Below are 21368 nucleotides of genomic sequence, written 5' to 3' on the forward strand. Positions count from 1 at the left end.
GAATCCTATTTATTTGCTGGAAGCTGGATCTGATCCACCAGGTATCGGGCGATCGGCATGGCCGAGGTGGCGGCGGGTGAGGGCGCGTTGAGCACGTGGATGGACCGTGGTGTGCGCTCGATCAGAAAATCGTGCACGAGGGTGCCGTCGTGCAGGACGGCCTGGGCCCGGATGCCCGCGCGATGGGGCAGCAGGTCGGCGGTGTCGAGTTCCGGGCAGTATCGGCGGCATTCGGCCAGGTAGCCGCGCTTGAACAGCGAGTTGCGCAACTCGCGCACGCCGGTGCGCAGGTGGGTGCGGGCCACCCGGTGCACGCCGGGGAAGCGCAGCACGTCGAGGGCGTCGCGCCCGTTCACGCTGCCCTTGCGGTAGCCCTCCCTGGCCAGCCCGAGTACCGCGTTGGGGCCGACGGTCAGGTCGCCGTCGATGGTCGGGCTCAGGTGCACGCCGAGGAACGGCAGGGCCGGATCGGGCACCGGATAGATCAGAGTCCGTACCAGTCCGGCACGTTCGGCGGGCAGGCGGTAGTACTCGCCCCGGAACGGCACGATGCGGAAGTCGTTGCGGATCCCCGCCATTCGGGCCAGGCGATCGGCCTGTAGACCGGCGCAGACCACGAGAGTCTTCGCGACGACCGCACCACCATGGCCGGAAACCGTGACAGCCGAGTCTGTTTCGACGATCGACTCGACGGTCGTGCCGAGCAGGATCCGGCCACCCATGTCCTGTACCTGCGCGGCCAGCGCGGCGGTGACCTTCGCATAGTCGATGATGCCGGTGGCGGGCACGAAAAGCGCGCCGACACCACGAATTCCGGGTTCACGGCGGGACAGTTCCGCGGCATCGATGGCCTCCACCTCCACACCGTTGGCGATGGAGCGCTCGAAGAGATCGAGCATCCGGGCGTGTTCGGTGGCATCGGTTGCCACCAGCAGCTTTCCGCACACCTCGAACGGAATGTCGTTGGCGGCGGCGAACTCCTTGGTCCACTGCGCGCCCGCGCGGCACAACCGGGCCTTGAGGCTGTCGGGCGGATAGTAGATGCCGGAGTGGATCACGCCGCTGTTGTGCCCGGTCTGATGGGCGCCGAGCGAGTGTTCCTTCTCGATCAGCACCAGGCTCGCGCCGGGGTAGGCGCTCAGCAGGCGATGCGCGGTGGCGACACCGACGATGCCGCCACCGATCACGCAGAAGTCGTACACCCCGTCCTGGGTACCGCCGGAAATCACACGCCGACGGTAGTCGGCTCTTCGACGGTCTCGGATCCGGGCTGGTCGCCGGGCGCTTCGATGCGCACGGTGTGCTGGCCGAGCGTGGGGTCCGAGAGCACGAATTCCACCGCGCCCTTGCGGGTGTCGACCTCGGTGTGCAGTGAGGTGACCCCCACCGGCTCGGTGGTGATGCCGAGATACTTGCCCGCCTTGTTCAGCGCGTTCGTATCGACGGTGAAGCTGACGATGTCGGTGCGCGGCGTCGCGGCCTGGGCGCCGACATAGGTGGTGCCGATGCGGAGTCGGCCCTCCAGTGCCCTGCCGTCCAGTGCCTGGTTGCTCTGCGGTGTCGCGGCAGTGGCGGTCTGGTGCTTGACGGCCGGTGCCCGGCCTGCCTCGGGGACGAAGCGTTCGGTGGTCCAGGCCAGTTCGACCACCTCGTCGGCGACGGCGCGGACGGAGTCGTCGGCCCGGTGGTGTTGCCCCGGGTCGGCGACGTCGGCGGGGGTCGGGTCGTCGTGCGGCGGCACGAGCTGGGGCATGTTGTTGACGATGTAGGCACCCGCGGCCACGGTGAGGCAGAGGCTGGCGGCCCCGGCGGCCACCGTCGCGGACAGCCGCGCGATCTGTGCAGGTCGATGTGCGGTCACGATGCAGTCCTCCCGGTGGGTGTGGATCTACCCGAGCGCTGTGCTCGCATCGTTGAAAGCCACGCGCTGATCCCCACGTTACGCCGGTGCTAGCTGGAGTTAGCACCCCTGACGCTGAGATCAGGGTCACATCTGAAACGTGCGTGTATCGCACCTGGTCGGCGCGCGTGTCGACGGCGTGGTTGTTTTCCTCACGTCGCACGGGGTACTCCGGGAGTGCAGGCGAGCGTCATTCACGACTGCCACGGGCCTACCCCGGCCAACGTCGTCCGGGGCAGTCAAGAATGGCGCTCAGGGAAAGACGCTCGCCTGTACCCGCTCAGCTGAACTGGTTGGGTTCCCGGCCCGGGCCAGGAGGACCCGCGAAGGCTTGGGCGATGGTGAGCCAGTGGTCGGCGTCGGGGCCCTCGGTGGTGAGGGCGGTGTCTTCGCGGTGGCGGCGCTGGGTGGCTACCAGGCAGAAGTCGAGGGCTGGGCCCGATACTTTTTGTTTCGCGTCTTCGGGGCCCCAGGTCCAGAGGGTGCCGTCGGGGGCGGTGAGTTCTACGCGGAATTCGTCGGCCGGGCCGGATTCGCCGTGGACGGTGTAGGCGTAGTTCCTGGCTCGCACGCTGATGTGGGCGACGGTGCGCAGGCGGTGGGTGGGGGTTCGGGTGACGCCGAGTGCGTCGGCCACGTCCTGACCGTGCGCCCAGGTTTCCATGATGCGGGCCGAGATCATCGAGGCGGCACTCATGGGCGGGCCGAACCAGGGCAGTTTGGTGCCGGGCGGGACGGCGGCCAGGGCGGCGATGAGCTGTTCGCGGCCCGCGCGCCAGCGGGGCAGCAGGTCGGCGGGCGGAGTCTTGGCCAGTTCCTCGGCGGCCTCGTCGACGAAGGTGAACATCTTCGCGGCGGCCTCGGTGAGCAGTTCGGTGAACGCCGCGTTGTCGGTGGCGGCCAGGACGGACACCTCGTCGGTCCAGGTCAGGTGGGCGATCTGGGTGGCGATGTCCCAGCCGGGAGCCGGTGTGGGGGTCTGCCACTGTTCGGGGGCGAGCGGGGCGACGAGTTTCTCCAGGTCCGCGCATTCGGCGGCGAAATCGTCGAGCAGCGCTGCGAGGTCAGCCATGTGGTTCCTTGGGGCGAAGCGTCGCGCCACCGGTCGGGTGCGCCGTCGTCACCAGAATCGCAGCGCCACCACAAAAATGCAAGCACGCGTGCTTGTTATTGCCTACCAGCCGAAGATGAGCAGGTGAATCGCCCCGACGGCGATCCCGAGCGCCCCACCGTGCAGGTACAGCAACCAGGCGTCCTGCTCCACCGACGCGTAGAACATCTCCATGAATTCGCCAGGCGTGAGCGTGCGCAACTTGCGGGCCGCGAAGTCATCGATCTTCTTGGCCTGCTCCCGCACGAACTGCTCGTCCTCGACCATGCCCGGCGCCATGCTCAGCCCGGCCCCCGCACCCGAGACGGCGAGGTTCTCGAACTGCTTCTTGCCCATCGCCGCGCGCACCATGAACGCGGTCGGCCCCAGCTGACGGTGGATCTCCTCCGACACCACCCGCTCGATGAGCTGGCGCGTCTTGTCCCCGTTCGGTCCATCGAGCAACTCGTTGGACAGGTTTTCCACCGTGAGCACCTGGTAGGCCAGGATGTGGGCCAGGTCGGTCGCTGCCTGCGGCTGGCGCTTGGCCAGCAACGCCTGGCGCCACAGGTACTTGTACCGCGGCTGCGGGTCGCCCGGCTCGAACACCATCTTGATGGCGATGACGTTCACCGTCACGCCGATCATCGCCGAGGCGAACAGCACGATCACCCAGGCCGGGATGGCGCCCCAATACGGGATCTGCGAGTGCACGTGCAGGTACAGCGCGAGGATCAGGCCGAAGGGCGCACCGAGCAGACCGATGCGCGCCATGAACTTCAGCTCCGGCGCGGCGATGGTCGTGGTGAGGTCCTTGAGGATCTGCGGGTTCTTCTCCAGGTACCGGATCACGAAGTTCTTCACGTCCAGCAACTGATCGATATTGTCGCCGAGGCTCTCGAACGCGCGCCGCGACAAGGTCGGCAGCTGCCGGTCCACCCGCTGATAGACCGCCTGCTTCATCTGCCGGGGCAGCGAGCGCCACAGGTCGGGGTTCTCCCGGTACATGATCTCGTCGACGATCGACTGCACCTGGGGACGGGCATGTTCGGCCAGGTAGTCGCCGATGCCGTCGAGGTCGAGTTCGTGGATGAAGTCGCGCGGGCTGCCGATGCGCATCAGCGCCTTGTCCACGCAGATGCTCGCCATCTTCTCGGCGCGCGCGGGAATGAAGCCCTGGAAACCGAGCATCCGCCCGTCGCCGGAGAACGTCGGAAGCACCTGCACCCGGCGGGGCAGGTACGGGTAGAGGATGTGCAGCATCGGCACCCGGAAACCCTTGAAATGCAAGGGCCAGAAGAGCATCAGCACGCCGGTCCAGTTGGTGAGCCAGCCGGCCAGGGCGCTGAAGATCGGGAAGCTCACGAGATCGACCACGAATTTCGACTGGCCGGTGAGCTCTTCCCAATCGATGAAGAGTCCGGAGGCCAGTGTGGTCATCGAGGAGCCCCCTAGAGCTGACGCGCGAATTTCGTGAAGAACGTGAGAATAAGGCAACCACATTCTGACCGGTCATGACGGGGTGTCAACGAACTGAACACCCCCCGTCAGCGGCGCAGCAACCATCCGGCAGCCGGTTGGCGATAGGCTTGATCCGCGCTTGACGACGAGTTCTTCCCACCACCACCTGTGTAGAGGGAGTCACCGTGAGTGTTCCGCAGGATCATCTGAATCGTCCGGTCGCCGTGATCGGCGCGGGCACGCTCGGCAGGCGGATCGCGCTGATGTTCGCCACCCGGGGCGGCAAGGTCCACATCGTCGACCCGACCGCACAGGCCGGTGCCGAGGCGGTGGAGTACGTGCGCGAACAATTGCCCACCGTTGCCGCGTCGGTGACGAGTGGGTCGCCGGGTTCGGTGGAGTACATCCAGGACCAGGCGAGTGCGGTGCGCGGCGCCTGGCTGGTCGTCGAGGCCGTGCCCGAGATCCTCGACCTGAAGAAGAAGGTGTTCGCCCAGCTCGACACGCAGGCCGACGCCGACGCGATCGTCGCCTCGAACTCGTCCTCGTACGCCAGCCGCTTGTTCACCGAGGACTGCGAGACCCGCGACCGCATGCTGAACACGCACTTCTACATGCCGCCCGCGTCCACGGCACTCGATGTGATGTCGAACGGGCACACCTCGCAAGAGGTGCTCGATTTCGTGCTGCGCACCTTCCCCGAATACGGCTTGCACCCCTTCCTGTGCCGCAAGGAGAGCACCGGTTTCATCTTCAATCGCATCTGGGCCGCGATCAAACGCGAAGCACTCGAGGTGGTCGCCGAGGGCGTCTCGGTGCCCGAGGACATCGATCAGATGTTCGTCCTGAATTTCGGGACCAAGGCGGGACCGTTCCGGATGATGGATCAGGTCGGACTCGATGTGGTGCTCGATATCGAGGAGCACTATCGGAAAGAGAACCCGAATCTGCCCGAGGGCCCGATCACGGTGCTGCGCAAGTATGTCGACGCGGGCAAACTCGGCGTGAAATCCGGGGCGGGTTTCTACGACGACTACCCGAAGCAGGGCTGAGCGGTGACCGAGTTGCTGGCCCTCGATCTCGCCGCCGGTGCCGTCCTCGCCGTCTCACTCGACGGCAGCGAGGTCCGCACGCTGGTGAGCGGGCTCGATCAGACACCGGACGGCATCGTCGTCGACCAGCTGCGCGGCCATATCTACTGGACCAACATGGGCCGCCCCGATCCCGGCGGTCGGCCGGGGATCGAACCGGAGTTCTTCTCCCGCAACGGTTCTCTCGAACGAGTCGACCTCGACGGCGGCAATCGCACGACCGTCCTCGCGCCCGGGTCGTTCACCACGGGCAAACAGCTCACCGCCGATTTCGAAGCGGGCCGGTTGTATTGGTGTGACCGCGAAGGCATGTCGGTGCTCACCTGCGACCTCAACGGTGACGACCTGCGACCACTCGTCATCGCTGGCGACGACGCACAGCTGCAGACCAATTGGTGCGTAGGTATTTGCCTCGACACCGATCGCCGCCTCGTCTACTGGTCGCAGAAAGGCTCTCCCGACGCGGGCGAGGGCCGGATCTTTCGCGCCCCGATCGACCTGCCCGCCGGCATGGACCCGGCCGCCCGCACCGATATCGAGATGCTGTGGGCGGGATTGCCGGAGCCGATCGATCTGGAACTGCGCGGCACCCACACCCTGATGTGGACCGATCGCGGCGCCGAACCCGACGGCAACTCGCTCAACGAGGCTCTTGTCCAACCCGACGTGGGCCGGCCGAATATCTTGTCGCGCGGGTATCGGGAGGCCATCGGGTTGGCCGGGTTCGACGCCCATTTCTATGTGAGCGATCTCGGCGGCTCGATCCGCCTGGTCGACCTGGGCGCGGGCACCGACACCGAATTGGTCCGCATCGGTAACCCGCTCACCGGTCTCGCCCTAGCCGACCTGTAGCGCGGGGCGCAACACCACCCGGACGGTGATGTCGATCCACCGCCCGATCAGCAGCGACGGCGCGCGCAGACCGAGCTGGACGCGGTCGAGGACCGTGGTGGCAGTGACGGTGACGGTCGTGTCGGTGACGTCGAAGGCGTCGACGGTGAAGATCAGCGGCACGGTCCGTCCGCGCGCCGAGGCGACCCCGGCCACGCGCCACCGGCCGTCCTCGGCGGTGATGTCCTCGGCGGTGAATGTCATCCGTGGGTGACGGTCCAGGTCGAGCAGGCGTGGTTTGGCCAGGTCACGGTCGCGCCGGGGATGGCCGGTGTCGATCGCGGCGAGGTCGATCACGCCGGTGGCGGTGACCGGTCGGCCGTCCGGCGCCAGCGTGAGCAGGCCTGCCATCACCGGCGCCTCGCCACGGACGTGGCGGCCGAAATGGCCAACCCGGAAGGCGGCGGTGCTGTGTTCGGTATCGGCCACCCAATCGGTGGCCGTCATGATCGGGTTCACGACCGTGCTCCTTCGGCGTAGATGGTCGCCCGGTCGCGGTGCACGTGGACCGGGTAGATCTCCACCCGGTCGGGGCCGGGCAGCAGGGCCGGATCCTCACCCGGCAGCAGTTCGGTGGCGAGGATGGCCGCGCGCACGGCGTGGATGGCGGCCTCGGTTTCGGCGATGCCGATCACCAGCCCCGATCCGTCGTCGCGGCGCAATTCGTAGAAGTCGAGCAGGCCGGGCACGGTGGCGACGGCGGGCTGGATGCGGTGGGTGGCGGCGAAGTCGGCGGCCGCCAGTTCCGCGGCGCCGCGCGGACGGTCGAACCAGACGAGGTGTGCGTACATGATGTGCTCCTGACCTGCGATGACGTGGTGATCTCAGGATCGCTGCGGGCGGGCTCGCGCGGATCAGTGCCGGTACGTATTCGCGGTACTGAACTTCGGCCGATGCGCGGATACTGGGACGATGCAGACTCCGGTCGTCGGGCGGCACGAGGAGCTCGCCCGGTTGCGGGCCGCGGTGCTGACCGCACAGTCGGGTTCGGGTCGTTTCGTGCTGGTGAGCGGGCCCGCCGGGATCGGCAAATCGTGGCTGGCCGACCGGGCGGCCGAGCTCGCCGCCGAAGCGGATATGCCGGTGGCGCGCGGCAATGCCGTCGACGACGCGGGTATGCCGCCGCTGTGGTTGTGGCGGCGCGCGGCCCGTTCCGTGCCCGGCCTGGCCGCCGCGCTGGACACGGTCGCCGAGCCGGGCGCCGCGGCCGAACGCCGGTTCCGGATGTTCGCCGAGGTCGCCGACGTCCTCACCGCCGCGTCCTCGGGCCCCGGTCTGCTGCTGATCCTCGAGGACCTGCACTGGGCCGATCCCACCTCGCTCGCCCTGCTCGGCCACGTCGCCGCCCAGACCGAGCGCACCGGACTGCTCATCGTCGCCACCGCCCGCGAACCCGCGGGCGACAACCTCCTCGCCGTCCAGCCCGACTGGCTACGCCTTCCCCACGCCCACTTCCTTTCCGTCCCAGCCCTTTCCGAGCCCGAGGTCCGCTACTGGCTCGAATGCCACCACCTCCCTGCGGAATACGCTTCCCGCGTCCACGAGCGCACCGACGGAAATCCCCTCCTGGTCCGCCTGGTCATCGACTCCGACCCCGCCCGCTCCGGCGATCCGTTGATCGAGGTCCCCGGCTTCCGCCGCCTCGTCCTCACCCGTCTCGATCACCTCTCCCCCGAACAGATCGACATCCTCGGCACCGCTAGCGTCCTCGGCGAACGCATAGACGTGGATCTCCTTGTCCGCGTGTACGAGTCGACCTGCGCGGAGTCTGTGCGGGAGCGGGTGCTGCGGGCGCTCGACGCGGCGACGGCGGCGGGAATCGTGCGCCGTTTCGCCGAGGGGGCGACCGGGTTCGCGCACGCGTTGATCCGGGATGCGGTGTATGCCGATCTGACGCCGTCGCGCCGGGCGGTGCTGCATCGGGCGGCGGCGGTCACCTTGGCCGAGGGCTGCGGGGACGGGCTTGCGGGACTGATCGCGACGCATTGGCGGCAGGCGAGTGGATGCGGGGAGTCTTCGTCGTGTCTGTACTGGTCGCGGGTGGCGGCGCGGTCCGCTCGCGCGGCGGCAGCATATGCGGAGGCGATTCGGTTCGGGCAGTGGGCCATCGACGCGGCGGGGTCGGCTGCCGAGGAGCGGGCCGAGTTGCTGATCGACCTCGCGCGCGACGAGTTCGCGGACGGACGGATCACCGACAGCCTCGAGCATTGCGTGCGGGCGAGCGACCTGGCCGAGCAGGTGGGCCGCCCCGATCTGCTCGCCGAAGCGGGTCTCGTCGTCCACGGCGTCACGACGCCGACCGTCATGACACAGCTGGATCACCTGTGTGGCAGAGCCTTACAGCAGTTGGATCCCGCCGAGCACGCCGACCTGATCGCCCGGATACTTGCCCAACGAGCACTGTCGGCGGCCGATCGCGGTGCGGGTGCCGAGGCCAGACGCCTGTCGGAGCAGGCCATGCGCGCCGCCGAGGGTTCCACCGATCCCGACGTCGCACTCGACGTCATCCATGCCCGCCACCTCTCGCTTGCCACCACCGAATACCTCGACGAGAGAACGGCACTGGCCGCCCGCGCGATCGAGATCGCGGTCGATGCCGAACAACCACTGGCGCAGCTCTGGGGATATGTGTGGACAGCCGACGCCGCCCTGCAACGCGGCGACCTCCCCGCCTTCGACAATGCCCTCGACCACATCGAACTCCTGGCCGACCGCCGCAAACTCCCGGTGGCCCGCTGGCACCTGCTGCGCTTGCGCGCCACCCGCGCGGCCCTGGTCGGCGAACTCGACGCGGCGCTCGAATTCGATGCCGCCGCCTATGAATTGGCCCTCGGCATCGGTGACTATTCCCTCGCCGGGCTGCACCACGCCTTCCGGGGAATGCACGCGGTGATCGTCGGCCACGTCGACCGCACCGCCATGAACGAAGCCGTCGCCGCGCTGGCCTTCGCCCCGAAAATACCCATCGCACAACTGTTCTCCCCGATGATGCACGCCTTGGCAGGCGACCTCGACGAGGCACGCGCACTGTTCGAACCGTTCCGCTCGCTCCCCGACACGCTCGGGATCGGTCCACGCTGGAACGGAACGGTGTACTCGGTCGGCCTGGTAGCCGAACTGCTCGACGACGCCGACACCGCCGACCGGGTCTACCGTGTCCTGGCAGGCCGCGAGCACAACTACGCCGCCGACGGCACGGGCGCCCTGATCTGCGTCGGCTCCCTGGCCCGCGTCCGCGCCGACAACGCCAGGGTGGCAGGCCACCTGAACGCCGCCATCGACCTCTACCGCCTCGGCCTCACCATGGACACCGAAATAGGCGCCCACCCCTTCATCGCCCTCGGCCACCTCGGTCTTGCCCGCACCCACCTGGCCCGCGCCACCAGCGTTCCCAGCGACCCCGCCCGGAGCGACGACGCCGACCCTCTTGCCGGGCGCGCCACCGGCCCGCGTGCCGATCCCACCGCCGCCTCCTCCGCCGACCTGAACGGTGGTGGCCGGCCCGCCGGCCCGCGTGCCGCCCACACCAGCCCCGGCGCGGACCGCATCACCGACCTCTCCTCGGCTCGCGCAGCCGCCGAGCAGGCCGCCACCGCATTCCGGCGTCTCCGGATGCCCCATCGCCTGCGGCAAGCCGACGACCTGCTCGCCGCGATCACCGCCGCTACCCGCATCGCCGACCCTTTGACCGCCCGCGAACGGGAGGTACACGACCTCGTCGCGGCGGGCGCGACCAACCGTGAGATCGCCCATCGCCTGGTGCTTTCCGAGCGGACCGTCGAAACGCACGTCCGACATATCCTCGCCAAACTCGGCATCACCACCCGCACCGAGATCCCTCGCCGCCCCGCCGAGCGCCCGCATTCCGGATAACCTCGCGAGGTAGTTCGTTCGAAGGGGACCTCACGCGATGCAGCCGTTGAACGCCGACGACCCGCGCCGGATCGGGGACTACCGGCTACTCGGTGTCCTCGGTGCGGGCGGTATGGGCAAGGTGTATCTGGGCCGTAATTCCGGTGGTCGCACGGTGGCGGTGAAGGTGATCCGGCCGGACCTGCTCGGCGATCCGGAACTGCGCGCGAGGTTCCGCCGGGAGGTCGCGGCCGCCCGGCGCGTGGCAGGCGCTTTCACCGCACCCGTCCTGGACGCCGAAGTCGACGCTCATCCACCCTGGCTGGCAACGGGTTACGTGGCCGGTATCTCCCTGTCGGACGCCGTCACCGAGTACGGCCCTTTCCCCGAGCGTTCCTTGCTCGCCCTCGCGCACGGTCTGGCCGAGGCGCTGGTCGCGGTACATTCGGTCGGCATCGTGCATCGCGACCTGAAACCGTCGAACGTGCTGCTCGCCGTCGACGGCCCCAAGGTGATCGACTTCGGTATCGCCCGCGCCACGGAGGACACGGCGCTCACCACCACCGGAAGAGTCATCGGCTCACCGGGTTTCATGTGTCCCGAACAGATCACCGGCGAACCGCTCGGTCCCGCCTGCGATGTCTTCGCCCTCGGCGGCGTCCTGACCTTCGCCGCCTGCGGGCACGGCCCGTTCGGCGCGGCCGACATGGTGCAACTGCTCTACCGCATCGTCTACGAGCAGCCGAGCCTCGACGCCGTGCCACCGAGCTTCCGGCCGCTGATCGAAGCGTGCCTGGCCAAGAACCCCGCCGACCGCCCGACTCCACAACAGGCGCTTGCCGAGCTGAGGAAGATCGGCGCCCCCGACGGCGCGGGCTGGCTCCCACCCCTGGTCATGCAGGACGTGAGCATGCGCGCGGTGCGACTGCTCGACCTCGACACCGACCCAGGCGCCCGCCCCACAGCGGTTCCCCCGAGCCACCGCACGGACCCGACTGCCCTCGCGGGCATCACCACGCCCGGTCGACCGCAGACCGTGTCGTACCCGCCTCCGGACGCACGGACAACGACGCAAGGCGGCCACGCGCCGCCCCCGGGTCACCACGCCCAGCCCCCGGGCGGGCACACCTTCCCACCGGGCGGTCATACCTCGCCACCGGGCGGGCACACCTTCCCACCGGGCGGTCATACCTCGCCACCGGGCGGGCATACCGGACCACCTAGCGGGCACACCTCGGCGCCGCATGGGCACGCCGCGTCACCGAGGAACGCCCCTCATCGCACCCGAACCCGCACCCTTCTGATCGCGGCCGTCTCCGTGACAGCGGTCGTCGCGGCCGTCATGGCCTCGTTGATCGGCATCCGGCTCGGCGATCAATCGGGCACCGCCACGCTGACGATCCCACCGGGCACGCCGCCGACCGGCACCGAGACCAGCAACCGATCGATATCGACCGTCCCGGATTCCTTCATCGGCACCTGGACCGGACAGGCTGCCGACGGCCTCGTCACCTTCGACATCGTGCTGACCATCCGTCCGGGCGAGGTCGGCCAGGAGCTGGCCACGGCGTCCAATACGGGCCAGATCTCGCAGACGCGCTGCGAACGGGCCGAGACGCTCACCCAGGCGACCGCCGACCGCCTCGTCTTCCGCGCTCGCCTCACGGGCGATACCCACGGCGACTGCGTCGACGACGGCAACACCTCCACCGTCACCCGTCAGCCGGACGGCACCCTTCGGTACAGCACGCCGGGAGTGTTCGGCGGTTCCATCGCGGGCACCCTGCACAAGAAGTAGGTAGAACAGGTTGCTGTTCAATTGCCAGAAGTCCGCCGAACGCGCCCCTAATCGGGCGACTGACCAGTAACCTGAGGCCCTGTCGGACGTCCTCGAATGGCCGATATCGCGATAGTGACAATCTACAAACGCACAGGTGATACCCGTCTCAGAAATTCTGCCGTTGCGACCTGAGTCACTCCTGTGCCAGACTCTCGTCCCACACTGTGAAGCCGTTCGGTCTCACAATGTCCGGAAAGGGAGTTGATTGAGTAGGCGGCAGGCGCACGTATTTGCCACCCTCTCGTCGGCTGCGCGCGAATCAATCGAAATCGACAAGTGCCAAGGCGGCACCGGTCAGCAGATCCACCAGTTCGCTGACCGGCGGCCGGGACTCGCGCAACAGCCACTCGTGAGCGACTCCCGTCACCGCACCGGTGAGCAGGGCGGTGGTGAGTTCGGCGTCGCCACGCAGGCGCAAACCGATATCCACGAGCGCCGAACCGATGAGTACCGACCACGCGTGTCTGCGCGAGCGTCGGTGGTTCTCCATCCGATCGCTCACCCCGACCACCTCGATCAGCGCGACCTGGGCCCGGTACGGGTCGGAGCCGAGCGATTCGAGGTACGCGCCGAACCCCGCGTGCAGCGCGAGTTTGGGATCGTTCGGCGTGGTGAGTTCGGCCAGCGCGGCGGCAACCGCCGCGGCGGCGTCGTCCTGGATGCGGTCGTAGGCCGCGACCAGCACGTCTTCGCGGGTCTCGAACTCCTCGTAGAACTGCCGCTTGGACAGCCCGGCGGCCGCGCACACCTCGGCAAGCGAGCACGTGGCGTACCCGCGTTCGGCGAAGATTCGCGTCGCTGCTTCCAGGAACCGCTGTCGGCGCTCGGCTTTACGCGCGACGACCGTACGACCCCCATACCGTCTGTCCGCTGTAGTCACCTCTCCAAAGTATCTGAAACTCCGGATAACACAGACATTCCTGTGAATTCCGGGTCGCTCCATTTATCCACCGAACGAAGGACGGCCGACCAGTGCTGAGCACCCGAGGATCGCGGACCGCAGTGTCTGCTTTCGTACTAGCGGCGAGTGCTGTACTCGTGGCGCCCACGCCAACCCTGGCCGCACCGCAGCACGCGGCGCAGCAGAGCGTTCCCGCCATCGCGGAGAACGTGCCCTCCGAGACGCTGGCAGCGCTGGCACCGACGATCGTAGGCGCCATCTCCGGCCCCGGCCTCATCGCCGACGGCGGACAGGCCGCGATCCTGGCCCAGGCGCGCCTGCTGCTGGCGACCCCCGGCATCCCCGCGCAGGTCAAGTCGACCCTCGAGCGGATCATCAAGTTCCTCGACGGCAGCGGCGGTGGCGGCCCCGAGTTGCCGCCCGCGGACGGCCCGCGCATCGCGCAGTTCCTGTACCCGACCATCGGCAAGGGCTGCATCGGCCCCACCTCCGATTCGGTCGGTACCGCGCTCGCGGTCCCCGGACCGGCCGAACTGCCCCCGCCCGGACCGGGCGCGGGCCAGACCGGCTTCGTGTTCACCGCGCTCGGCACCAAAACCCCCACGGTCGAGCAGAACCCGCCGATGACCGTGCAGTGGGTCAACCTGGACAACCGCCGCACCGGCACCCAGGTGCTCACCAACGCGGCGGGCATCAACCCCGACGGCCCCGCCACCCTCTCGGCCATCGCCGACACCGGTGCGGGACGGGTCGTCGCGGTCGTCACCGGCTCGCTCACCACCGAAACCGCCGACGGTAACCGGACCTGCTCGTTCGCCCCGACCATCGGGTTCTTCTCCGTCGCCTGAACCGGCACAACGCAATTGGAGTTCGATCTATGAAGTTTGCCGTCCCCGGCCTGATCAGCGGGCTAGCGGGCGCGATTCTCGGGGTGATTGCCGTGTTGGGCATCACCGCTGGCGCGCAACAGAATTCGATTCCCGAGCCGGAGACGACCGGTGATCCGGGTTCGTCGCTGCTCGGTAACGTCACGTACGGCAGCCGATGAGCAACGTGCGCAGGATCATCGCCTGCATCCTCGTCGGTCTCGGTGCGCTGCTGCTCGCGTGCGCCGCCATGATTCCCACCTACACCGTCGGCAAGGTGGCCAAGACGCCACTGGACCTGCGGATCACCACCATCGCCAAGAGCGTCCCCGGCGAGGAAAGCCTCGTGCTCGACGCGAAGTCGCTCACCTCGCCCGAGGGTGCGGCGACGGTGCACACCAATGTGCCGCTCTTCTCGCAGCGCTTCCTGACGGTCGAGGAGCCCTCGGACGCCGATCAGATGACCGTCCAGGCCGGTCAGACGCTGCGTCGCGACGACCTCGATCCGCAAGCCGGCCTGCTCACCGCCTCGGTCGACCGCGTCACCATCGACCGCGTCACCGGCGAGCCGATCGACGCCTCGCCCAACGGGTCGATCGCCGTGGCTCAGGACCCCAAGTCGGGCGGCGACATTCCCACCGAGTTGCAGCGTCGTGGCCTGCAGTACCGCTTCCCGATCGGCACCGAGAAGAAGTCGTACCCGTACTTCGACCTCAACGCCCGCGCCACCTACGACATCGATTTCGTCGAGGAGTCGGAGATCAAGGGCGTGCCGGTTTACCACTTCCGGCAGACCATCCCGGTGACGAACATGTGGGACGTCGTCAAGCACCCCTCGTATCAGCTCGCCCTGCCCGCCGCCAAGTGGGGCCTCGAGGGCACCGATCCGGTCACCATGACCCGCTACTACACCAACACCCGCGACGTGTGGGTGGAGCCGAGGACCGGAGCCGTCCTCAAGGGTGGTGAGAGCATCCACATGTTCTACGGCCGCAGCGCGGACAAGGTCGACGTCACCGTGCTGAAGTCGCACCTGGTCTTCGACGAGGAGACCATCGACGCCCAGCTCGCCGTCACCCAGGAGAGCCTCGACAAGCTCGACCTCTTCGGTAAGACCCTGCCGGTGATCCTCGGCATCCTCGGCGCGATCTTCGTGATCGCGGGCATCGTCCTCGGTGTGTTGAGCAGCCGTGGCCGCACGATTGATCCTCCGACCGAAAGGCTCCGGCGCAACCTCTAGAACCCTCGAAACACCATCAACGCACGAACGCCCTCGGCTCCCACCTACCCCTCGGGAGCCGGGGGCGTTCGGCGTTTCGTTCGCCGTGAGTGAACGGTTGCCGAGGTCGGAACAAAGTGCGATCTTCTGTAGTTGAGTCAGCAAAGCTCAACTTTTGGAAGGGTCGATATGACTACAGCTCAGAACCTGCCGGTTCTGTTCCTGACCGATCCGATCGTGCTGCCGGGCATGGTCGTGCCCATCGAACTGGACGAGTCCGCGCAGGCCGCCATCGACGCCGCGCAGGCAGGCAAGACCGGCGCCGTGCTCGTGGCGCCGCGGCTGGACGAGGGCTACGCCTCCTACGGCGTGGTCGCCACCATCGAACAGATCGGCCGGATGCGCGGTGGCGCGCCCGCGGCCGTGCTCAAGGCCGAGCGCCGGGCGCGGATCGGGCACGGTGTCACCGGGCCGGGTGCTGCGCTGTGGGTCGAGGCCGAACCCGTCGAGGCGCCCGCGCCCGACGAACGGACCACCGAACTCGCCGCCGAGTACCGCAAGCTGGTGATCGCCGTCCTGCAGCGCCGTGAGGCCTGGCAGATCATCGACATCGTCAACCAGCTCGACAACCCTGAAACCATCTCCGACACAGCCGGTTACGCGCCGTACCTGTCCAACGAGCAGAAGCGCGAACTGCTCGAGACCCCTGATGTCGCGCAGCGGCTGACCAAGCAGATCGAGTGGATCAAGGCGCATATCGCCGAGGTCGAGGTCACCGAGAAGATCAGCGAAGAAGTGCGCGACGGCATGGAGAAGAGCCAGCGCGAATTCCTGCTCCGCCAGCAGCTCAACGCCATTCGCAAGGAACTCGGCGAGGACGAACCCGATGGCGCCGACGACTACCGCACCCGCGTGGAGAACGCCGACCTGCCCGAGAACGTGCGTGCCGAGGCGCTGCGCGAGGTCGGCAGGCTCGAACGCGCCAGCGACCAGAGCCCCGAGTCGGGCTGGATCCGCACCTGGCTCGACACCGTCCTCGACCTGCCGTGGACGGTGAAAACCGAGGACAACACCGATGTTTCGGGTGCCCGCGCGATCCTCGACGCCGATCACCACGGGCTCGACGAGGTGAAGGACCGCATGGTCGAGTACCTCGCGGTGCGTTCGCGTCGCGCGGCGCGTGGGCTCGAGGTCGTCGGTGGCCGCGGCTCGGGTGCGGTGATGGTGCTCGTCGGCCCGCCCGGTGTCGGTAAGACCTCGCTCGGTGAGTCGGTCGCGAAGGCCTTGGGCCGCAAGTTCGTTCGCGTCGCCCTCGGTGGTGTGCGCGACGAGGCCGAGATCCGTGGCCACCGGCGCACCTACGTCGGTGCCATGCCGGGCCGCATCGTGCGCGCGGTGAAGGAGGCGGGGTCTATGAATCCCGTTGTCCTGCTGGACGAGATCGACAAGGTCGGCTCCGACTTCCGCGGTGATCCGGCGGCGGCGCTGCTCGAGGTGCTCGACCCCGCGCAGAACCACACCTTCCGCGATCACTACCTCGACCTGGACCTCGACCTGTCCAACGTGCTGTTCATCGCGACCGCCAACGTCATGGACACCATCCCCGGCCCGCTGCTCGACCGCATGGAACTCATCACGGTCGACGGCTACACCGAGGCCGACAAGGTGGCCATCGCGCGCGACTTCCTCGTCCCGCGGCAGTTGGAGCGCAATGCGCTGACGGCGCAGGAGGTCTCGATCACCGAAGAGGCGCTGCGGGAGGTCGCGGCGAACTACACCCGGGAGGCCGGGGTTCGCCAGATGGAGCGTTTGGTCGCGAAAGCCCTGCGCAAGGCGGCAACCCGCCTGGTGACCGGTGATGCGGAGCCGAGCAGTGCGGCGTCCACGGACAAGGCGCAGGTCAGCGCTGCGACGGACGGCGAGGCGACGCTCGGGTACGACCCCGAACTCGGCTACGACAATGTCATCGACATCAGCACCGGTCCGCAGCCGGCAGGCCAGGCGCAGAGCCTGGTGATCGATGTGGACAACTTGACCGACTACCTCGGCCGCCCACGCTTCACCCCGGACTCGGTGGAACGCACCGCCGTCCCCGGAGTGGCGACGGGCCTCGCGGTGACCGGCGCCGGTGGCGATGTCCTCTACATCGAGGCCAATGCCGCCGAGGGCGAGCGTTCGCTCACCCTCACCGGCCAGTTGGGTGACGTGATGAAGGAGTCGGCGCAGATCGCCCTCACCTACGTGCGTTCGCACCTGGAGGAGATCGGGATCGAGCCGAAGGTGCTCGACCGCAACATCCACATCCACTTCCCGGCGGGCGCGGTCCCCAAGGACGGTCCGTCGGCGGGTGTCACCATGGTCACCGCCCTGGTGTCGTTGGCGCTGGATCGTCAGGTGCGTGCCGATGTGGGGATGACCGGCGAGGTCACCCTCAACGGCCGGGTGCTGCCGATCGGCGGCGTGAAGCAGAAGCTGCTCGCCGCGCAGCGAGCCGGCCTGAAGACGGTCTTCATCCCGGCCCGCAACGAACCGGACCTGGACGAGGTGCCCGCCGAGGTGCTCGAGGCCCTGGACGTGCGCCCCGTCGCCGACGTGGCCGACATCCTGGCCTACGCCATCGAGCCCATCGCCGAACCGGCCGCCGACGGTACGTTCGCCGTCAGCGCCTGATCGAAAAAGGGGGGCCGTGCATTCGCGCACGGCCCCCCTTTTCGTGCGCCGGGTTACCGGCTGACGGTCGGTGGTAGCTCGGCCATGTCGGCGGTGACGACGGTGAGCTGGTCGGTCTCGTACTCGTCCTCGTCGTCCTCGAATTCGGTGTCCTCGTCCGTTTCGGCCGTGGGGGTGAGGTCCTTCTCGACGCGGCGGGTCGTGCCCTGGGCCACGGCGCAGTGGATCGGTTCCTCGCCCTCGGTCTCGGCGTAGACGTCGCAGTGGGTGACGGCCTGGCGGCGGGTGGCGCCGAGCACGGTGGCGTGCACGCGCAGCCGCTCCCCCTTGGCGGGACGCAGGTAGGTGATGGTGAAGCCGCCGGTGAGGACATTGGGGCCGAGTACGGTTCCGGCGGCGAAGGTGAGTGCGTTGTCGGCGGCGTAGGCGAGCACCCCACCGTGCACGAAACCGAACTGCTGGCCGTGCTCGGGCTGGATCTCGATCACCAATGTGGCTGCGCCGTCGCCGAATTCGGTCAGTTCGGTACCGACGAGACGAGCGAAGGGTTGCGCGGCGAGTACCTGCCGGGCCAGGTCGAGGTCGAGGGAGGTGGCTTCGGTCGGCATCGGGTGTTCCGTTCTTCGAGTGGCGGTGCTCGGTGACTATTCGGCGCCCTCGACCCGCAGGGTCGCCCAAGCGGCTGCGGCGAGTTCGGGAGCGACATCGGTTGGCGCGGTACGGATATTGCCACCAAGCCATTGGCGGCTGTATTCCTGTGCCGCCCCGAGCCACAGGGCGTAGACGAGGTCGAGTTCGAGGTCGCGCACCGTGCCGTACGCGACATGGGTCCGCCACCAGCGGCGGACCGAGGTGAAGAACTCCAGATTGCGCTCGCTCTCGCGCACACCCGGCGGGCGTGCGGCGGTGAGAACGGTTGCGCGGTACTGGTTTTCCTGCACCCAGCGCAGATGCGCGTGCACGCCCGCGACGACGCCGGTCTCGGCGTCGGCACAGTCGGCGACAACGGCGTAGAAATGCTGTTGATAGTCGGTGAGCGCATTGACCCAGACCTGCCGGTACAGGTCGGCCTTGTCGGGGAAGTGGTGGTAGAGCGCGCCGACGCTGGCTTCGGCGGCGGCGCGGATGTCGTTGAGCGTGGCATCGAGGACACCGTGTTCGGCGAACTGCCGCTCCGCGGCGAGCAACAACCGATCTCGGATCTTCATGGCCAGAATTTAGTTCTGTTCTGCGCCGTGCGCAAGAGCTGGGCTCCCTCGCGGCGGTGATGCGCTAGAACGGAACAGTGCCCCAGTGGCTCCTGCATGTCGATCTCGACCAGTTCCAGGCGGCGGTGGAATTCCGGCGCCGTCCCGAGCTGCGCGGACAGCCCGTCATCGTGGGCGGTGAGGGCGACCCTTCCCAGCCCCGCAAGGTGGTGACCTGCGCTTCCTATCCGGCCAGGGCTTTCGGCGTGCGCGCGGGGATGCCGCTGAGAGCCGCGCAGCGCAAATGTCCCGCAGGCGTGTTCCTGCCGCTGGACATGGCGACCTACGAGGCCGCCTCCGCGGAGATCATGGCCACGCTCGCCCGCGTGGCCGGTGCGGTGGAGGTGTGGGGCATGGACGAGGCCTTCGTCGCCACCGACGGTGACCCCTGGCAGCTCGCCGCCGAAATCCGGAGTGCTGTCACCGAACTGGACCTGACCTGCTCCGTCGGCATCGGGGACAACAAGCTCACCGCCAAATTGGCCACCGGTTTCGCCAAATCCGCCGGCAAGACATCCGCCGAACCCGAACACGACCGAGGTGCCGCCGGGGGTATTTTCCAGCTCACCGCCGCGAACTGGACCGAACTCATGGGCCACCGCCCCACCGATGCGCTCTGGGGTGTCGGGGCACGCATCGCCAAACGCCTGGCCGAACTCGACATCGCCACCGTCGCCGACCTCATGGCCGCCGACCGCCAACGCCTCGCCGTTGAGTTCGGCCCCAACACCGGCCCGTACCTGTGGGTCCTCGGCCACGGGAAGGGCGACACCGAACTGACCACAACCCCGCGAATCCCGGTCGGCCGCAGTAAGTCCGAGACCTTCCCGCACGACCTCACCGACCCCGACGAAATCCGGCGCGAAGTCGCCCGCATCGCCACCGAGGTCGCCGAGGAGATGCTCGCCCATCACCGCGTGAGCACCCGCGTCTCGGTCACCGTGCGAACCAAAACCTTCTACACCCGCAGCAAGCAGCGCAAACTCCCCCAGCCGACCACCGACATCGCCACCATCGTCGACACGGCCCTGGCCGTCATCGACCGCTTCGAGCTCGACCGCCCCGTCCGCCTCCTCGGCGTCCGCCTCGAACTCCTGCCGCTGGACGAGTGAGCGTGGTGGTCGAATGTCCAGGATTTGATTCGTCGCTGGACGGGTGGATGACTCGTATGCTCGGCTCATGAACTTCTCCGCGATGGTGGCCCGTGAGTCGGATGGTGGGATCGTGCTCGGTCGGGAGGAGGTAGGGGACGACTTCCTCGGCACCGGCGATGTGACGATCAAGATCCACTACTCGAGTGCGAACTACAAAGACCTGCTGGCGATCACGCCGCGCGGCGGGGTCGTCCGCAACTACCCGATCGTCCCCGGCATCGACCTCACCGGCGAGGTGACCGCCTCGGAGTCCGAGGACTTCGCCGTCGGTGACCAGGTGATCGCGCACGGCTACGACCTCGGCGTCGCCCGCAACGGCGGCTTCGCCGAATACACCAGGGTGCCCGCCGAATGGGTGGTGAAACTCGACGGCCTCGACACCCGCGACGCCGCGACCATCGGCACCGCGGGCTTCACCGCCGCGATGAGCGTGCAGGCCCTGCTCGACCACGGCCTCACCCCCGACGACGGCGCGGTGCTCGTCACCGGCGCCACCGGTGGCGTCGGCACCGTCGCCATCGACATCCTGTCCGGCCTCGGCTTCGAGGTGATCGCCTCCACCGGCAAGACCGATGCGGGCGACCTGCTCGCCGAACTCGGCGCCAACGAGGTGATCGGTCGTCTTCCCCTCGACCCCGAGGCCAAGCCGCGCCCGCTGAACAAGGCGAACTGGGCGGCCGCGGTCGACAGCGTCGGTGGCAAGTCCCTCGCGTTCGTCCTGAGCTCCATCGGTTACGGCGGCGCGGTCGCGGCCAGTGGTCTCACCGGTGGCTCCGACCTGCCGGCCACGGTGCTGCCGTTCATCCTGCGTGGGGTGAGTCTGCTGGGTATCGACTCGGTGTTCCTGCCTATCGAGAAGCGGCGTGCTCTGTGGGCTGCGCTCGGTAAAGAGCTTCGGCCTCAGCATCTTTCGTCGCTGGAGTCGTTCGCTCCGATCAGCGAAGTGGGTAACGTCCTGCAGTCGATCAAGGAGGGTGCGCACTCCGGTCGCACGGTGATCGGGGTCGCAGGCGAGTTCTGACGTCGGGGGCGCTAGTTGGGGCGCGGCACTGCCTTGGTGTTTTGTGCACCATAAAGGTATTGGGCTGTGTTTTTTGGAGCGCTGGCGCGCTCGAGCGCGGCCCCTGGGGGGCCGCGCGAACAGCGCTCGAGACTCGCGCTTCGCGCATGCGCTTCGAGCGCTGTT

At 68.1% G+C, this 21368-nt stretch carries 18 protein-coding genes and 1 pseudogene; 10 read left to right on the top strand and 9 right to left on the bottom strand.

Annotation, left to right across the window (positions count from 1 at the left end; translation table 11 throughout):
- Window positions 1-5 precede the first annotated feature (5 nt).
- From lhgO to ACWEVR_RS31640, 4 genes are all read right to left on the bottom strand, one after another.
- Window positions 6-1229 (bottom strand): L-2-hydroxyglutarate oxidase, encoded by a 1224-nt coding sequence (gene lhgO / locus ACWEVR_RS31625; RefSeq protein ID WP_452469885.1) that lies wholly within the window; start codon window positions 1227-1229, stop codon window positions 6-8.
- The gene (locus ACWEVR_RS31630) at window positions 1226-1861 is read right to left on the bottom strand and encodes a hypothetical protein (protein ID WP_452469886.1); all 636 of its coding nucleotides are present in this window, start codon (window positions 1859-1861) and stop codon (window positions 1226-1228) included. Before ACWEVR_RS31630 ends, lhgO begins: the two co-directional genes overlap by 4 nt.
- Window positions 1862-2180: 319 nt before the next feature.
- Window positions 2181-2972 carry a TIGR03084 family metal-binding protein gene (locus ACWEVR_RS31635; RefSeq protein WP_452469887.1) on the bottom strand — a complete coding sequence of 264 codons (792 nt, stop codon included), beginning with the start codon at window positions 2970-2972 and terminating at the stop codon, window positions 2181-2183.
- Window positions 2973-3074: 102 nt separating this feature from the next.
- Window positions 3075-4430 (bottom strand): hypothetical protein, encoded by a 1356-nt coding sequence (locus tag ACWEVR_RS31640; RefSeq protein ID WP_452469888.1) that lies wholly within the window; start codon window positions 4428-4430, stop codon window positions 3075-3077.
- A 206-nt stretch (window positions 4431-4636) separates the two neighbouring features.
- Here ACWEVR_RS31640 and ACWEVR_RS31645 point away from each other — a divergent pair, with 206 nt between their 5' ends.
- Both ACWEVR_RS31645 and ACWEVR_RS31650 read left to right on the top strand, forming a co-directional pair.
- Window positions 4637-5503, top strand: a complete 867-nt coding sequence (locus ACWEVR_RS31645; RefSeq protein ID WP_452469889.1) for a 3-hydroxyacyl-CoA dehydrogenase family protein — start codon at window positions 4637-4639, stop codon at window positions 5501-5503.
- 3 nt (window positions 5504-5506) lie between these two features.
- A complete protein-coding gene (locus ACWEVR_RS31650; protein WP_452469890.1) occupies window positions 5507-6394 on the top strand; it encodes a hypothetical protein in 888 nt (295 codons plus the stop codon).
- On the opposite strand, the gene ACWEVR_RS31655 is transcribed toward ACWEVR_RS31650, so the two are convergent.
- Window positions 6380-6892 carry a YceI family protein gene (locus ACWEVR_RS31655; protein ID WP_452469891.1) on the bottom strand — a complete coding sequence of 171 codons (513 nt, stop codon included), beginning with the start codon at window positions 6890-6892 and terminating at the stop codon, window positions 6380-6382. The genes ACWEVR_RS31650 and ACWEVR_RS31655 overlap by 15 nt on opposite strands.
- Window positions 6889-7224, bottom strand: coding sequence for a hypothetical protein (locus ACWEVR_RS31660; RefSeq protein WP_357150766.1), 336 nt, complete (start codon window positions 7222-7224; stop codon window positions 6889-6891). Before ACWEVR_RS31660 ends, ACWEVR_RS31655 begins: the two co-directional genes overlap by 4 nt.
- Before the next feature lie 121 nt (window positions 7225-7345).
- On the opposite strand from ACWEVR_RS31660, the gene ACWEVR_RS31665 reads away from it, so the two are divergent.
- Both ACWEVR_RS31665 and ACWEVR_RS31670 read left to right on the top strand, forming a co-directional pair.
- On the top strand, window positions 7346-10306 hold the full coding sequence (locus tag ACWEVR_RS31665; protein ID WP_452469892.1) for a helix-turn-helix transcriptional regulator: 2961 nt from the start codon (window positions 7346-7348) through the stop codon (window positions 10304-10306).
- Window positions 10307-10343: 37 nt separating this feature from the next.
- Complete coding sequence (locus tag ACWEVR_RS31670; RefSeq protein WP_452469893.1) at window positions 10344-12083, top strand: protein kinase domain-containing protein; 1740 nt, start codon at window positions 10344-10346, stop codon at window positions 12081-12083.
- A 301-nt stretch (window positions 12084-12384) separates the two neighbouring features.
- Here the strand turns inward: ACWEVR_RS31670 and ACWEVR_RS31675 are convergent, their stop codons facing one another.
- Complete coding sequence (locus tag ACWEVR_RS31675; RefSeq protein ID WP_452469894.1) at window positions 12385-13005, bottom strand: TetR/AcrR family transcriptional regulator; 621 nt, start codon at window positions 13003-13005, stop codon at window positions 12385-12387.
- A gap of 92 nt (window positions 13006-13097) precedes the next feature.
- Between ACWEVR_RS31675 and ACWEVR_RS31680 the strand changes: the two genes are divergently transcribed.
- The 4 genes from ACWEVR_RS31680 (at window position 13098) to lon (ending at window position 17781) form a co-directional block, all read left to right on the top strand.
- Entirely contained in the window at window positions 13098-13874 is a 777-nt protein-coding gene (locus tag ACWEVR_RS31680) for an Rv1157c family protein (RefSeq protein WP_067497329.1), read from the top strand.
- Window positions 13875-13903: 29 nt separating this feature from the next.
- Window positions 13904-14074, top strand: coding sequence for a DUF2613 domain-containing protein (locus ACWEVR_RS31685; RefSeq protein ID WP_084457534.1), 171 nt, complete (start codon window positions 13904-13906; stop codon window positions 14072-14074).
- Window positions 14071-15132 (top strand): DUF3068 domain-containing protein, encoded by a 1062-nt coding sequence (locus ACWEVR_RS31690; RefSeq protein WP_452469895.1) that lies wholly within the window; start codon window positions 14071-14073, stop codon window positions 15130-15132. Before ACWEVR_RS31685 ends, ACWEVR_RS31690 begins: the two co-directional genes overlap by 4 nt.
- 168 nt (window positions 15133-15300) lie before the next feature.
- Window positions 15301-17781, top strand: coding sequence for an endopeptidase La (gene lon / locus ACWEVR_RS31695; RefSeq protein ID WP_452469896.1), 2481 nt, complete (start codon window positions 15301-15303; stop codon window positions 17779-17781).
- 179 nt (window positions 17782-17960) lie between these two features.
- On the opposite strand, the pseudogene ACWEVR_RS31700 reads toward lon, so the two are convergent.
- Both ACWEVR_RS31700 and ACWEVR_RS31705 read right to left on the bottom strand, forming a co-directional pair.
- A pseudogene (locus ACWEVR_RS31700) lies at window positions 17961-18389 on the bottom strand (PaaI family thioesterase); the annotation flags it as partial.
- 36 nt (window positions 18390-18425) lie between these two features.
- The gene (locus tag ACWEVR_RS31705) at window positions 18426-18989 is read right to left on the bottom strand and encodes a TetR/AcrR family transcriptional regulator (RefSeq protein WP_452469897.1); all 564 of its coding nucleotides are present in this window, start codon (window positions 18987-18989) and stop codon (window positions 18426-18428) included.
- Between the two features lie 77 nt (window positions 18990-19066).
- Here ACWEVR_RS31705 and ACWEVR_RS31710 point away from each other — a divergent pair, with 77 nt between their 5' ends.
- Window positions 19067-20140 carry a DNA polymerase IV gene (locus ACWEVR_RS31710; RefSeq protein ID WP_452469898.1) on the top strand — a complete coding sequence of 358 codons (1074 nt, stop codon included), beginning with the start codon at window positions 19067-19069 and terminating at the stop codon, window positions 20138-20140.
- A 67-nt stretch (window positions 20141-20207) separates the two neighbouring features.
- Window positions 20208-21203, top strand: coding sequence for an acrylyl-CoA reductase family protein (locus ACWEVR_RS31715; protein WP_452469899.1), 996 nt, complete (start codon window positions 20208-20210; stop codon window positions 21201-21203).
- The last annotated feature ends 165 nt before the right edge of the window (window positions 21204-21368 follow it).

Source organism: Nocardia sp. NPDC003979 (genome assembly GCF_053605015.1).